13 protein-coding genes are annotated in these 14,880 nt (G+C 46.4%); 9 read left to right on the top strand and 4 right to left on the bottom strand.

Annotated features, from left to right (window positions below):
• Positions 1-36: 36 nt before the first annotated feature.
• Positions 37-1,167, bottom strand: coding sequence for an N-acetyltransferase (locus M3085_RS08080; RefSeq protein WP_178257313.1), 1,131 nt, complete (start codon positions 1,165-1,167; stop codon positions 37-39).
• A gap of 97 nt (positions 1,168-1,264) precedes the next feature.
• The gene (locus M3085_RS08075; RefSeq protein WP_249052757.1) at positions 1,265-2,305 is read right to left on the bottom strand and encodes a DUF3810 domain-containing protein; all 1,041 of its coding nucleotides are present in this window, start codon (positions 2,303-2,305) and stop codon (positions 1,265-1,267) included.
• A gap of 83 nt (positions 2,306-2,388) precedes the next feature.
• Here M3085_RS08075 and M3085_RS08070 point away from each other — a divergent pair, with 83 nt between their 5' ends.
• From M3085_RS08070 to M3085_RS08035, 8 genes are all read left to right on the top strand, one after another.
• Positions 2,389-3,621, top strand: coding sequence for a nucleoside recognition domain-containing protein (locus M3085_RS08070; protein WP_178257311.1), 1,233 nt, complete (start codon positions 2,389-2,391; stop codon positions 3,619-3,621).
• A 9-nt stretch (positions 3,622-3,630) separates the two neighbouring features.
• Positions 3,631-4,050, top strand: a complete 420-nt coding sequence (gene ybeY / locus M3085_RS08065) for an rRNA maturation RNase YbeY (protein ID WP_249052755.1) — start codon at positions 3,631-3,633, stop codon at positions 4,048-4,050.
• A 460-nt stretch (positions 4,051-4,510) separates the two neighbouring features.
• Positions 4,511-5,641: an undecaprenyldiphospho-muramoylpentapeptide beta-N-acetylglucosaminyltransferase gene (murG, locus tag M3085_RS08060; RefSeq protein ID WP_249052753.1), complete on the top strand. Its 1,131-nt coding sequence runs from the start codon at positions 4,511-4,513 to the stop codon at positions 5,639-5,641.
• Entirely contained in the window at positions 5,631-7,007 is a 1,377-nt protein-coding gene (gene murC / locus M3085_RS08055) for a UDP-N-acetylmuramate--L-alanine ligase (protein ID WP_249052751.1), read from the top strand. Before murG ends, murC begins: the two co-directional genes overlap by 11 nt.
• Entirely contained in the window at positions 7,004-7,735 is a 732-nt protein-coding gene (locus M3085_RS08050; protein WP_178257307.1) for a cell division protein FtsQ/DivIB, read from the top strand. Before murC ends, M3085_RS08050 begins: the two co-directional genes overlap by 4 nt.
• Before the next feature lie 9 nt (positions 7,736-7,744).
• Entirely contained in the window at positions 7,745-9,316 is a 1,572-nt protein-coding gene (gene ftsA, locus M3085_RS08045; RefSeq protein WP_249052750.1) for a cell division protein FtsA, read from the top strand.
• Positions 9,317-9,352: 36 nt separating this feature from the next.
• Entirely contained in the window at positions 9,353-10,654 is a 1,302-nt protein-coding gene (ftsZ, locus tag M3085_RS08040) for a cell division protein FtsZ (RefSeq protein ID WP_178257305.1), read from the top strand.
• Positions 10,655-10,681: 27 nt separating this feature from the next.
• Positions 10,682-11,131, top strand: coding sequence for a GatB/YqeY domain-containing protein (locus M3085_RS08035; protein ID WP_191710865.1), 450 nt, complete (start codon positions 10,682-10,684; stop codon positions 11,129-11,131).
• A 344-nt stretch (positions 11,132-11,475) separates the two neighbouring features.
• On the opposite strand, the gene M3085_RS08030 is transcribed toward M3085_RS08035, so the two are convergent.
• Together M3085_RS08030 and M3085_RS08025 are read right to left on the bottom strand one after the other, a co-directional pair.
• Complete coding sequence (locus M3085_RS08030; protein WP_249052749.1) at positions 11,476-11,823, bottom strand: carboxypeptidase-like regulatory domain-containing protein; 348 nt, start codon at positions 11,821-11,823, stop codon at positions 11,476-11,478.
• A gap of 23 nt (positions 11,824-11,846) precedes the next feature.
• Positions 11,847-14,165 (bottom strand): outer membrane beta-barrel family protein, encoded by a 2,319-nt coding sequence (locus M3085_RS08025; RefSeq protein ID WP_249052748.1) that lies wholly within the window; start codon positions 14,163-14,165, stop codon positions 11,847-11,849.
• A 459-nt stretch (positions 14,166-14,624) separates the two neighbouring features.
• Here M3085_RS08025 and M3085_RS08020 point away from each other — a divergent pair, with 459 nt between their 5' ends.
• Positions 14,625-14,867 (top strand): helix-turn-helix domain-containing protein, encoded by a 243-nt coding sequence (locus M3085_RS08020; RefSeq protein WP_178256252.1) that lies wholly within the window; start codon positions 14,625-14,627, stop codon positions 14,865-14,867.
• Positions 14,868-14,880 lie beyond the last annotated feature (13 nt).

The following is a 14,880-nucleotide window of genomic DNA, read 5'->3' as shown; positions in this document are numbered from 1 at the left end:
TCTTCTTATACTTTATATAGGATTGACGGACTCTGCTTAAAAACTCTTGCGGAATGCTCTGCGGCGCTTATGCTGTACCGATTCGAATGCACTCCATTGGGCCTGTACTTTTTTGTTTACTTCCAACTCCGGATTACTTTCGCCGTATTCAAATCCCATTTGCTGATAGATGGGAACCAAATCGTAGAACAGAAGGGCGTTGACTCCTTTGCTCTGATATTCCGGCTTAACGCCTACCAGCAGCAAATCGAGTATCTTGGGCTTTTTTATGAATAAGGCTTTCAGCAGATGATACCATCCGAAGGGTAACATCCGTCCTTTAGCTTTCTGCAAAGCCTTTGAAAGCGAGGGCATCGATATACCCACAGCTACCAGTTCGCCCTGTTCATTTTCTACAAGCGATACCATCCGTAAGTCGATCAGCGGAAGATACATCTTTATATATTGGTTAATCTGCCCTTGCGTCATCTTTGAAAAGCCGTAAAGAGGAGCGTATGCTTCGTTTATCAAGTCGAATATTTTCTGTCCGTAATTCTTCTCCTTGATTTCTTTACGTTTCAGCTTTTTAATCTTCAGATTGTATTTTTGGAGGATTATTTCGGAGATACGTACGAACTTATCGGGCAACTTATCAGGCACCATCAATTTAAACTCCACCCAGTCGGCTTCTTTCTCAAAGCCCAACTTCTCCATGTGTACAGGATAATACGGGTAATTATAAATGGTAGACATGGTGCTCAATTGGTCGTAACCCTCGATCAGCATACCTTCTGCGTCTAAATCGGTAAAGCCCAACGGACCGACCATTGCCTCCATGCCGCGTTCTTTTCCCCACTCTTCTACCTGTTTCAGCAAAGCGGATGACACTTCCATATCATCTATAAAGTCAATCCATCCGAACCTTACTTCTTTTTTATTCCATGTTTCATTAGCACGATGGTTAATGATAGCAGCTACACGGCCCGCCACTTTACCGTCTTTGTAGGCTAAAAAGTAATCGGCTTCGCAAAACTCGAATGCAGCATTCTTTTTCTGGCTGAAAGTATTCAGCATGTCGTCGTACAAATCGGGTACGGAATAGGGGTTATTTTTATATAATTCGTAATTAAAACGAATAAACGTTTTTAGTTCTTGTTTTGAACTTACTTTCTTGATAATAATGCCCATCAGTTCGTTACTACATGAAAATTCAGGCTGTAAAGATAATACTTTTTATTCGAAGAATCAGGCTCTTTGTAAAGATTGATGTTATTTTTATGGAATTTCAGTACCTCCACTCTTCTTGCACAGACAAAATCATGCCGATAACTTCGGCATAGTTTTTCTGTCCGGATGATATTCGGTTACTTTTCAGATACCAGTCGTAAACGGTGTCTTGAATCGAACCTACGAGCGGACTGTATAATCGGGCACGGAGTTGGCGGAGTTTCCGGTAATCGGCTGTTATTTCTGGGCGGAGAGTTTGTAACCATGCCTCAAATTCATGTTGGGATAACAGGCTGTTTGCGTTGGTCAACACGTAAGGCAGCAGACCGAAGTAGCCTTGATAGCGGATGGCGGCATCAGCCGAGCGCAAGCATACCTGATATGCCCAGAAATTCGCTTCGGCTTCGCTGCTCACTCCTAACCAGTGTGACAGTTCGTGGGCGTATGTAAATGCATCTGCTTTCATACATTTATTAATATAGGATTCGGCAAAAAAGGGACCCATGTAACCCAGCACGCCCACCGAGGAATAAAGCCCGTCCATCAGCGAACGTTTGGGATGTTGGAAGGAGCGGGGCTCAGCCAAGCCGAAATGTGCGGGCAACGTGCGATAAATTTCTTTGATTTCTTCTTCTGCCGTCCGGACTTCGAACGACGAGGGTAAGGCGACGTAAGCCTTGTTCAGCTTTTCGGTATAGGTATGCAAGAAGCGGCGGAAGTCTTCTTCGCGATAAGCAACGGGGGTTACGTTTGCCCGCTGATAGAAATCGTCACGGAAATAATTCATTCCCCATCCCCAGTAAAACCAGATGTAAATCCATGCAATTATTTCGGCTTCGCGGAAAACAATGTGTTTCCATCCGTGCCGACGTGCCGCAAAAGGGTAAATCAGTAATCCTGCGCCTGCCCCGATAACCAGCACTTCTTCAAGCAATACCGGCACTGTTGAGGCTACGGCTGAAAGCACGGACGAGATGACGGGATAAAACGTCCGGGCATATACCTCTCCGGCTCCGGGAATGAAGCGGAACAGCAGGATGCCGGCAAATAATATCGCTCCCACCGCAAGGCGGAGATGACGCAAACGGAATGGTTTCATGAAACAAAGTTATAGGTTTTTCGGTTATCACTATAAAACTAACCGATAAAATCTTTACTTTTGCGGACAAAGTAACATAACACATGGTATTGAATTACATTTGGATAGCTTTTTTCGCCCTTGCCTTTATAGTGGCGCTGGTGCGATTGGTATGTTTGGGTGATACGGAAGTATTTCCGACTATTATCAACTCTACGTTCGAATCGTCGAAAACGGCGTTTGAAATCTCATTGGGACTGACGGGGGTACTGTCGCTCTGGATGGGTATTATGAAGATAGGCGAACTGGGAGGAGTGGTGAACTGGCTGTCGCGTATGCTGAGCCCGTTATTCTCCAAACTTTTCCCCGACATCCCGAAAGGGCATCCCGTTACGGGAAGTATCTTTATGAATCTTGCTGCCAACATGTTGGGGCTGGACAATGCTGCCACACCGTTGGGGCTGAAAGCGATGGAAGGGCTGCAAGCTCTTAATCCGCGCAAAGATACGGCAAGTAATCCGATGATAATGTTTTTGGTGCTGAATACTTCAGGGCTCACGCTGATTCCTATCAGCATCATGGTTTACCGTGCACAGTTGGGGGCGGCTCAACCCACGGATGTATTTGTTCCTATCCTGCTTGCCACATTCTTTTCCACGCTGGCAGGCATTGTTGCAGTCAGTCTGTACCAGCGCATCAACTTGTTTAACCGTACCGTCCTTCTGTTTTTAGGCGGGGCGAGTCTGTTTATCGCTCTTTTGATTTATTTTTTCAGCACGCTGCCGCGCGAGCAAATAGATGTTTATTCTACCACAACCGCCAACGTGTTGCTTTTCACGATTATCATTGGATTTATTCTGGCAGGAGTCAGAAAAAAAATCAACGTTTACGATGCGTTTATCGAAGGGGCGAAGGAGGGCTTTTCTACTGCCGTCCGCATCATTCCCTATCTGGTGGCAATCCTTGTGGCTATCGGAGTGTTTCGCGCGTCGGGGTGCATGGATTATCTGACACAAGGTATAGCCCGGCTGGTTGAGTGGTGCGGGATGGATAGCGATTTTGTGGGTGCGCTGCCTACTGCACTGATGAAACCGCTGAGCGGAAGCGGGGCGCGCGGGCTGATGGTAGATGCCATGAGTACGTATGGTGCAGATTCGTTTGTGGGGCGACTGGCATGTATCTTTCAGGGAGCCACCGATACTACTTTTTACATTCTTGCCGTTTATTTCGGCAGTGTAGGCGTCGTGCGTACGCGCCATGCCGTTTCGTGCGGGTTACTTGCCGACCTTGCCGGGGTTATTGCGGCTATTTTCATCTGTTACATGTTTTTTCATTAATCTGAATATATGATGATTACTTATCAGACCGAGGGCGTGGAAATGCCTGCCATCAATCAAAGTGAGACTACGGCATGGATTAAAGCCGTGGCTGCAACGTACGGAAAACGTGTGGGCGAAATCGCTTACATTTTCTGTTCCGACGAAAAGATATTGGAGGTGAACCGCCAGTACCTGCAACACGATTACTACACGGATATCATTACGTTTGATTACTGCGAGGGAAACCGCATTGCGGGCGACCTTTTCATCAGTCTTGACACCGTTCGTACCAATGCCGAGCAGTTTGGCGCGGAGTACGATATGGAGTTGCATCGCGTTATCATCCACGGCATCCTTCACCTTTGCGGCATCAATGACAAGGGGCCGGGCGAGCGTGAAATCATGGAGGCTGCCGAGAACAAGGCGCTTGGGATGCGTGTTTCATGACCGTTCCCGTCCGCCTTTCCGAGGGATGACTTTGCAACCTGTACCGCGACCTTTCCGGTAAAAATATTTTAACTTATCAAACCCGTTAGCATCTTTCCGTCCGGTGAAAGAACAGACAGAAAATCTTCCAATTCATGCGTCGGGAAAAACTAACGTTAGCGTTGCTCATTCCTTGCGGTAGAATTGCCCGACGCTACCCATAGAACAGACTGGTTTTACGGGTAGCGTTTTTTTATGCTTCCGGCAAAATAGGGCCGCACTGTGTATGAGGGAAATACAACGGTTCACAGTCGGACATGCCGGTACGAACGTAAAAAATCCGGTCCGTATACCAAGATAATACCTGCCGTGTGTCGGAGAGCTGGAAAAAGTATGACAAGACGCTTTATTGGAAAATTAAAACTGCCTCTTAATTAACCAATTTAGAAGTTTATTTTTACCTTTGCAAAAAAAGTAAAAGATGGAAAAAAATGTGCGCATAATTATCAGCGGAGGAGGAACGGGAGGACATATATTCCCGGCTGTATCCATTGCCAACGCCTTGAAGAAGCAACACCCTGATACGGAAATACTGTTTGTGGGTGCCGAGGGGCGCATGGAGATGCAGCGCGTTCCAGCCGCCGGATATCGGATTATCGGACTTCCGGTAGCCGGATTCGACCGGAAACATTTGTTGAAGAACATCGGTGTGTTGGTTAAATTGGTGCGCAGCCAACTGAAAGCTCGTAAGATAATCAAAGATTTCAAGCCACATGCAGCCGTGGGCGTGGGAGGATATGCCAGCGGTCCTACGCTGAAAGTGGCAGGAAGCATGGGAATCCCTACCTTGCTGCAAGAACAAAACTCGTATGCAGGTGTTACAAATAAACTACTGGCTAAGCAAGCCGCCAAGATTTGTGTGGCTTACGAAGGCATGGAGCGTTTTTTCGATAAAAATAAAATCATCTTGACAGGTAATCCCGTCCGGCAGAATCTGCTCGACACAAAACTAAGCCGTGAAGAAGCTGTCCGTTCGTTCGGGCTTGATACCACAAAGAAAACCGTATTGATTATCGGGGGGAGTTTGGGGGCACGTACCATCAACCGCTGTGTAATGCAAGGGCTGGAGAAAATAAAAGCATCCGGTGTACAGTTTATCTGGCAAACGGGTAAATTTTATATTGATGAGGCTAAAGCAGCAGTGAGACAGGCCGGCGAACTGCCCATGCTTTACGTAACAGACTTTATTGCAGACATGGCTACGGCTTACCGTGCCGCCGATTTGGTAATCAGCCGCGCAGGAGCCGGTTCGATTTCGGAACTCTGCCTGTTGGAAAAACCGGTAATCTTGGTTCCTTCGCCCAATGTGGCAGAAGACCATCAGACAAAAAACGCGCTGGCGCTGGTAAACAAGGATGCCGCCCTTTACGTAAAAGACAGTGAGGCTGCCGACAAGTTGCTCGACGAAGCCGTAAAAGCGGTCAACCAGCCCGAAACATTAAAAAAATTGAGTACGAACATTGCTAAGCTGGCTTTCAGAGATTCGGCAGACGTCATTGCCGCCGAAGTCTATAAGTTGGCATTAAACTATAAAGACAAACATGAACGTTAATACCATTGAGGCAGTTTATTTCATCGGAGCCGGAGGCATCGGGATGAGTGCCTTAGTCCGCTATTTTCTCTCGAAAGGAAAGAAAGTGGGCGGGTATGACCGCACCCCTACCGAGCTGACCGAAAAGCTGATAGCCGAAGGTGCTGCCATCCATTACGAAGAAAACGTTTCGCTTATACCCGCCGATTTCCTTAATCCGGCGAAGACGCTGGTGGTTTATACACCGGCTATCCCTGCCACCCATCAGGAGTTGGTTTATTTCAACGAGCATCACTTCGAAATCAAGAAGCGGGCGCAGGTATTGGGCATGTTGACCCATACGGAAAAAGGAATGTGTGTGGCTGGCACGCACGGTAAGACTACCACCTCGACGATGGCTGCTCACCTGCTTCATCAGTCGCATGTAGGGTGTAACGCCTTCTTGGGAGGCATATCAAAGAACTACGGAACCAATCTGCTGCTTTCCTCCGAAAGCGATTACGTGGTTATCGAGGCCGATGAGTTCGACCGTTCTTTCCACTGGCTCACACCGTATGCCACTGTTATTACGGCTGTTGACTCTGACCATCTGGACATTTACGGCACGCGGGAGGCTTACTTGGAAAGTTTCCGCAAATATACCTCACTGATTCAGCCGGGCGGCTATCTGATTATCAAGCAAGGGCTGGAGCTGCAACCCGACGTTCAGCTGGGTGTAACGGTTTATACCTATTCGGAAAAAGAGGGCGATTTTCATGCCGAAAACGTCCGCATATCGAACGGTGAGATTTATTTCGACTACGTTTCTCCGCTGGGTAACATTTCAGATATCCGGTTGGGTGTTCCTGTTTACATCAACATCGAAAACGGTATTGCGGCAATGGCACTGGCTCAGATTGGCGGAGCGAATCCCGAAGAAATCCGTCAGGCAATGGCAACCTTCAAAGGCGTAGACCGCCGCTTCGACTTCAAGATAAAAAATGAACATATTGTTTTTTTAAGCGATTATGCCCATCATCCGGCAGAAATCCGCCAAAGCATTCTTTCTATCCGTATGCTTTATCCGGATAAAAAGATTACGGCTGTTTTTCAGCCCCACCTGTACACCCGCACGCGAGATTTCTATCAAGACTTTGCCGATAGCCTTTCGTTGTTGGATGAGGTGATTCTGCTGGATATCTATCCGGCACGCGAACAGCCTATTCCGGGTGTAACTTCGCAACTGATTTATGATAACCTTCGTCCGGACATGAAAAAGTATATGTGCCGGAAAGAAGACTTGCTCGACATGCTGAAAAGCCTTCCGCTCGAAGTATTGATTACGCTGGGAGCGGGAGATATTGATAATTATGTTCCACAAATATATGAATTGTTGAATAACAGATGATAAAGCGGATTTTAACAGTCTGTATCGTATTTGTATTGTCGGCATACTTGGTGGTGGCAGTAACGGCGTTTAACCGCAAACCCGATGACCGGATTTGCAAAGGGGTGGAGCTTGTAGTGAAAGACAAGGTAAACTACGGATTCATTACCGAGAAAGGCATCATACAACTTTTGAAGAAAAAACAGGTTTATCCGGAAGGAAAAGCCACAGGAACCATTAACGTACGTGCGTTGGAGGATGTGCTTTCACACCATCCGTTCGTCCGCGAAGCAGAGTGTTATCTTACTTCGGGCGGAAAAGTAGGCATTGAAATCTACCAACGCATTCCCCTGTTGCATGTTTTCAGCAGTAATGGAGATAATTATTATGTAGACGATGAAGGGAAAATCATGGCATCGCCCGGACAATCCATCCATGTGCCGATAGCCACCGGCTTCATCGACCGCAAATACGCCCAAACCGAATTATATAGCTTGGGTAAATTTCTGCAGACTGATCCTTTCTGGAACGCACAAGTGGAACAAATCAACGTAACGCCCAAACAAGAACTCGAAATTGTTCCCCGTGTAGGCGATCATATTCTTTTTCTTGGAAAAGGCGGTGATTATCAAGAAAAATTCAGTAAATTGCAAACCTTTTATAAAGAGGCGCTGAATCGGGTGGGCTGGAACAAGTACAGTCGCATCAGCGTAGAGTTTAACAATCAGATTATTTGTACAAAAAAATAGAAGCAAGATATGGCAGCAACGGAGTTTATAGCAGCAATCGAACTGGGATCTACTGAGATTACCGGCATTGCAGGAAAGAAGAATGCCGACGGGAGCATACAGGTTCTTGCGTATGCCGCCGAACATTCTTCAGACTGTATCAAAAAAGGAGCAATCTATAATCTGGATAAAACGACGCAGAGCCTTACTTCGGTTATCAAAGAACTGGAGAAACAGCTTCAGGCTTCAATCAAGAAAGTGTATGTAGGGGTAGGCGGACAATCCGTCAGAAGCATTCGGAACACGGTATCAAAGCAATTAGGCGAAGAAACCAAAATTTCGCAAGCATTGGTAGACAGCCTGATGCAAAGCAATAAAGAAGTGCCGCTGATTGATCAGGAAATCCTCGCGGTAGAGGTACAAGAATATAAAGTGGGCAACAGCCTGCTGACTGAACCGGTAGGAGTTTCTACCAACTTCATCGAAGGACGTTACCTGAATATCATTGGCAGACATACGCTGAAAAGTAACATCAAACAGTGCTTCCGCTTGGCAGGTTATGAAATAGCCGATTACCTGCTCTCGCCATTGGTTACTGCCAATGCGGTACTGAATGAAAACGAAATCCGTTCGGGTTGTGCGCTGGTCGACTTAGGGGCAGACACCACCACGGTTTCTGTATACAAGAATAAAATATTGCGCCATCTTGCCGTAATACCTTTGGGCAGCAGCAACATAACAAAGGATATTTGCAGTCAGCAAATCGAAGAAGAAGATGCCGAGCAACTGAAGTTGCACTACGGAAAAGCCTGTATCGAGGCTGCCGATAGCGAAGAGGAAGACGTTGACCAAGAATATACGGTAGAAGGCAAATACAGCATCCGTGCCAGTGTGTTAGACGATATCATCGAAGCCCGTGTGACAGAAATTATCGACAATGTGTGGAATCAGATAAAACTTTCTACCTACAACGACAAGCTGATGGCGGGAATCATCCTCACCGGAGGCGGCTCGAACCTGCCAGACATCGAGAAGGCTTTCAGACGCACTACCAAGATTGACAAAATCCGCATCGCACGGAGCGGACAAATTGCCGTAAGCGGAGGAATCGCTTTGCGCGAAGACGGTACGCAGAATACGCTTGTAGGATTGCTGGCAGCGGGAAAAGACAACTGCTGTAAGGTAGATCCGCATAAGCAGATTAACATGTTCGACCAGCAGGAGGAGGATAAGAAAAAAGAAGAACTGTTGCAAGAACAGATACGAAAGGCGGAAGAAGAAAACAAAAGACGCGCGGATGAAGCACGTCAGAAGCTACTTTTGCAACAGAAAGAGCAGCAAGAGAAAGAACGTGCGCAGAAACGCTTGGATGAGTGTAACAAATACTTGTCGGAAGCTGCACGCCTAAAAAAAGAAAAATCATATAAAGAGGCGCTCGAACAAGTGGACTTGGCTCGTGCAATGAGAATTTCGGAAAAGATGGCGGAAATCGACCAAATGGAAGAAAGCATCAAAGCCGATAAAAAGGAGAACAAATGGTTCAGTCGCTTTAGAGAGAAAATGTTGAGAGAGATTTGGGATGACGATTCAACCAAGAAATAAAACAAGTATTCACCGCATAAAAATAAATAATACATTATGTCTGACGAAATTAACATGCCTTTCAATTTTCCGAAAGACGCACCCCATATCATCAAAGTAATCGGTGTAGGCGGAGGCGGTGGAAATGCCGTCAACCACATGTACCGTGAAGGTATACACGACGTAACGTTTGTGATTTGTAATACCGATAACCAAGCACTCGACGAATCGCCCGTCCCCATCAAGCTCCAGTTGGGACATGAAGGATTGGGAGCGGGTAACCGTCCGGAACGTGCACGTGCAGCGGCTCAAGAGAGTATCGAAAGCATTAAAGATATGCTGAACGACGGATGTAAAATGGTGTTCATCACGGCAGGAATGGGTGGAGGAACCGGTACCGGAGCCGCACCTATCATCGCCAAAACCGCAAAGGAAATGGGCATTCTTACCGTGGGTATCGTTACCATTCCGTTCTTATTCGAAGGAAACAAGAAAATCGACCAAGCACTGGACGGCGTGGAAGAGATGAGCAAGCACGTCGATGCCCTGCTGGTTATCAATAACGAACGCTTGCGCGATGTGTATTCAGACATCAGTGTGCTGAACGCCTTTGGTAAGGCAGACGATACCTTGTCGGTTGCCGCCAAAAGCATTGCCGAAATCATTACCGTACGTGGTAATATCAACCTCGACTTCAACGATGTGAAGACGGTACTGAAAGACGGTGGTGTGGCTATCATGAGTACCGGTTACGGTGAAGGCGAAGGACGAGTAACGCAGGCTATCAACGATGCGCTTCACTCTCCGCTGCTGAATAATAACGACATCTTCAACTCGAAGAAGATTCTTTTCAATATCTCATACAGCGCAAGCAACAACGAGTTGATGATGGAGGAAATGAACGAAGTACATGAGTTTATGACTCGTTTCAGTTCCGACGTAGAAACCAAGTGGGGATTGTATATCGACGATTCGCTGGAGCGGAAGGTGAAATTCACCATCTTGGCTACCGGATTCGGCATCAAGGCTGTTCCGGGAATGGAAGTACGCATTACTGCCGAAGAACAGAAACGTTTGGAAGAACAGGAGGAGAAAGAACAGAAGAACGACGAACGCCGCTCGCAGTATTACGGTGACAGTATCCATCGGAACAACCGGAAACCGCGCCGCCGTCACTCGTACATCTTCAGTCCGGACGACCTGAATAACGACGATATCATCAGCATGGTGGAAACCACTCCTACCTATAAGCGGACCAAATCGGAACTGGAAGCCATTCAGACCAAAGCTACGGCGGAAGAAATTTCTATCCACAAGGGTGAGAACGGAAGCGCCGACTCAATGACGATTACATTTTAACGAATAACAGCTAAATACAAAAAGACTATGGATTTATTTGAACAAATCAGCAACGATATCAAAGAGGCTATGAAAGCCAAAGACAAGGTTCGTCTTGAAACCTTGCGTAACGTAAAGAAGTTTTTCCTCGAAGCTAAAACAGCTCCGGGTGCAAACGATACGCTGACCGATGAGGCTGCACTGAAAATCATGCAGAAATTGGTAAAACAAGGTAAAGATTCGGCTGCCGTGTACGAAGGTCAGGGACGTGCCGACCTTGCCGAAGAGGAAATGGCTCAGGTGCGTGTCATCGAGACTTACCTGCCGAAACAGTTGTCTGCCGAAGAACTTGAAGTGAAACTGAAAGAAATCATTGCCCGCGTAGGAGCTACCAGCGGAAAAGACATGGGCAAAGTAATGGGTGTGGCTTCTAAGGAACTTGCCGGACTGGCGGAAGGTCGCGCCATCTCAGCCAAAGTAAAAGAGCTGCTTGCTTAGAGTTTGTTTAAATTTTGCTCGGCTTTAGTTTGGAATTGTTTTCGAGGATGAAAACGAGGAAACAGACCGGAAACAAACTCAAAGGGAAGCTGATAAAAACAACTTATCGGAAAATTTAAACAGGCTCTTAATATTTATCTAATTTTTTGTCTTCATAAAAAGAGGAAGAGAGGGCTGCATCATTCGTGGATGCAGCCCTTTTCGTAAGATTTCATCCCAAACGATACATGCTTTATAACCGACGTATTTCCTCGTTTGCCGCTCCCGTTCCCTTATACTTGCTCTTTGTCATGTTAAAGCGATAGGTTACCGTAAGTTTTACTTGGCGGAAATTGTAGGTATCCTCATACGTGTTTACTATCAGCGCGCTGTATTGTATGCCTTTCTGACGTGAATGAGAGTGTTTGAGAAGAGGCAACCTTAATCAGTTCTTTATGCGACTTATATCCCATGAAACTGACAGAAATCACGTAGTTGCCGGGCTTGACATCGGCGAGTGTAAACTGTCCGTTGTCATCGCTTATCGTACCTCCCACAAGGGTTGTGCTGTCCGGTTTCAACAGGGCAATGGAAGCATACGAGATTGCTTGCCGGTTCTTGTCTGTCACCTCTCCCTTCAGTGAGAAATTCTGTGCATACGCGATGATAGAAACTAAAAGTGCAAAGGCAGATAAACATAAGGCTCTCTTCATAATTTCAGTATTAAATGTGGATATTACATACGTTTTCTTTGTTCTTGTCCTGCCCCTGTGCCGCGATACTTGCTCTTGGTAGAGTTGAACTTATAGCGCAAGGTCAGTACAAACTGTCGGCTGTCGAATCTGTTTTCTTGGTGAATGGTATAATAGCCACACCGCAGCAAGTTGTATTCCCGGTTCTTATGAAACAAGTCCGTACCCCGCAACTCGATGCTAAGCGCATCGTTCAAGAAACTTTTACATACCGATACGTCTACGTTGTTGGTGGCATGATTCAGATATATGTTTTGGTAATCGCCCTTGCTCCGTACACGCACGTCCAAGCCCAACATGAAATCTGCAGGAAGTTCCCACGTGTTGTTGAAAGTACCGATATACAAGGGTTGATTCATCCGTATGGGAATTCCGTTCGACTCGATGGTCAGCCATTGTTTCTGTACGCCTACGCTCCATACCGGCGACCAGCATCCAATTTTAGGCGAAGCCGACAGGAAAGCGCTGAACAAAGGCACAGCCTCATCGAAGTTTTTGTAACGTATCATGATTTGTGAACCGTCTGCCTGTTGAAGGTCTGCCCAATACATAATCCAGTCTTTTTGTCGGATATACGACATGGTGAATTGCATGAAACGCCATACGCCGGAAAGCGTTACATCGTGAATGATGGTAGGACGGATGGCAGGATTTCCCGTTTGCAGGGTGTAGCGGTTTACATAGCTGATGTTGTTGCTCAGGTTGCGGTAAGAAGGGCGTACCGTTTTCGAGGTATAACTCAGTTGTGCCTGCACCTGCCCTATCCGGGTGTCGAACGATGCGTGTGGAAACAGGTTGTCGAACGTGCGGCTTTGGTCGTCCATGCGCTTGTTGTCTTCATAGTAATTGAATTTCACATGCTCGTAACGCAGTCCCAGTGCAAGGCTTCCGAAGGGAAAAGACTTGCTGTATTCGGCAAAAGCGGTGGCATTGATTTCTTTGATTTTGCTCAGCGAAGTCGGTACGTAGTCTTCTTCGTTCAGGTAATTGTCTTCTCGATGGGTATAGGTGGCTTCGCTTCCTACGGCAAAACTTCCGTTGAAAAGCGGAAAAGAAAGGGTAAGATTGGCGGCAACCAACTTATTGCTGACCTGATTAAGCGAGTGAACATCCCTATTTTCGGTTTCGGCACTCGTCTCGTTTACCACCGAATTACGGTCGTACCCGTCTTGATAATAATCAGCATTGAAGTCTAATGTGGTTTGGTTTATCTTTCCGTTATAATAGGCACTCAGCGCATGACCCGGTTTATACTTCGCCCGGTCTGTACGATAAGAGTTCAGATAATCATATTCCGTACCGTTCACTTGTACTAAGTTGTTGTCTTCCGAAGTATTCAGGAAATCGAAATCTTTATTTATGGTATATTTGATACCCAGCGAGTGGGCTTCGTTGATGAGGCGGTTTACTCCCACGTCGGCGCGAATCTTTTGCCGGCTGTCTTCCACCCGCATATCGTCATTATGGTTCCATCGGTCTGTCCCTACCACCGTCTGGTTGATGTCCGACTGTTGTTCAACCTTCTGCTTCTGATATTCCACCGAAGCGAAAACGTCCCAATCGTTATGCCGGTAATTCAAGTTCAGTTGGTCTGTCAGGTCAACATTTTCCGACTGATAGTAACTGGAGCGGAGGTTGAAACCCAAGCCGTCTCCCTGACGTTTCGCTGTACGGATGCGCACTACGGCTTTCACCGTTGCGTCGTAACGCGCACCGGGGTTGCGGATAACCTCCACACTTTTTATTTCATCGGAATTCAGTTGCTCCAGTTCCGACAAGTCGCGCACCTTGCGTCCGTTGATGTAAATCAGCGGAGTACCTTTGCCGAACACCTCGAACCCATCCTTCTGTTTGGTGATGCCGGGAATCTTGCCCAACACATCGTTGGCAGACCCCGCCTTGCTGAGTACGCTGTTTTGCACGTTGGTTACCAACGCATCGCCCTGCATACGTGTAACGGGCAGATTTGCCTTTACCACCACTTCGCCTAGCAGTTGCGCATCAGACTCTAATCGGATGATGCCCAAATCCGGAACCTCACACGGCTTATACGCCGTGGTGTAGCCGATGGAAGAAAAACGAAGAAGTCCGCCGGCTTCATGAGCCGGTAAGGAGAATACGCCCTGCTCATCGCTCACCGTTCCGGTAACAAATGCAGAATCCGGTAATGACAGTAATACTACGTTGGCATACGGAAGCGGCTGGTTATCCGCATCTACTATCTTTCCTCTTACCGTTTGCGAATAAAGCGGATAAGAGGTTATAAACAACATTGCTATCAGAATCAGTCTGTGAATTTTCATATCTCGTTTGTTTTTTCAGGAACAAATGTAAACCCTTCCAATCCGTTCGTAGGATATTGGTTTAATAATTTACGCCCGTATGGATAAAGATTAGAACGGATAAGGATTGGTTTAACTGTTTCACTGCATGATTTTTATAACCCACTTGCGGGGTTGTATAACTCACCATGCCGGGTTATATAACCCACCCTGCCGGGTCGTATAACTCGCTCTGCCGGGTTATAAACTTATTCGGGACATTTTGATAAATTTGTCGGCCGGATATGAAAAATGTATGGAATAAAAGAATTAAGAGCCTGTCGTTTAAATTTTTCTATTATCTATGTCGGTCTTTTGTATATTATCAATTCTATTTCTACTTTTGTAACAATTAAATGGTAAAACGGGGATAAATAAACCGATTTTAATCTTAAGAACACAATTTACATTACATTTTAGAAACAACGAAAAACTACCATTATGAGATGTATATCTTTTGATAAACTTTGTCTTATCCATAACCTGATTTACCGGCAGGGCACGGGAACACCGGAAGAGTTTGCCGAAAAAGTAGGACTCTCGCGGTCGCAGTTGGGAAAATATCTGAGCTACTTCCGCTACGACCTGAAAGTAGACGTGGCATACGACCGCTACCGGCAGACGTATTATTACGATGGCGAAGATTTCTTTTCGGTATTGCAGACCACGCTTTGCCACGCATAACCGAAACATCGGC

The sequence above is a fragment of the Bacteroides caecicola genome (assembly GCF_023337095.1).
Lineage (GTDB): Bacteria > Bacteroidota > Bacteroidia > Bacteroidales > Bacteroidaceae > Phocaeicola > Phocaeicola gallinarum.
Note: the sequence above shows the minus strand (reverse complement) of the source record. Positions and strands in the feature narration are given on the sequence as shown.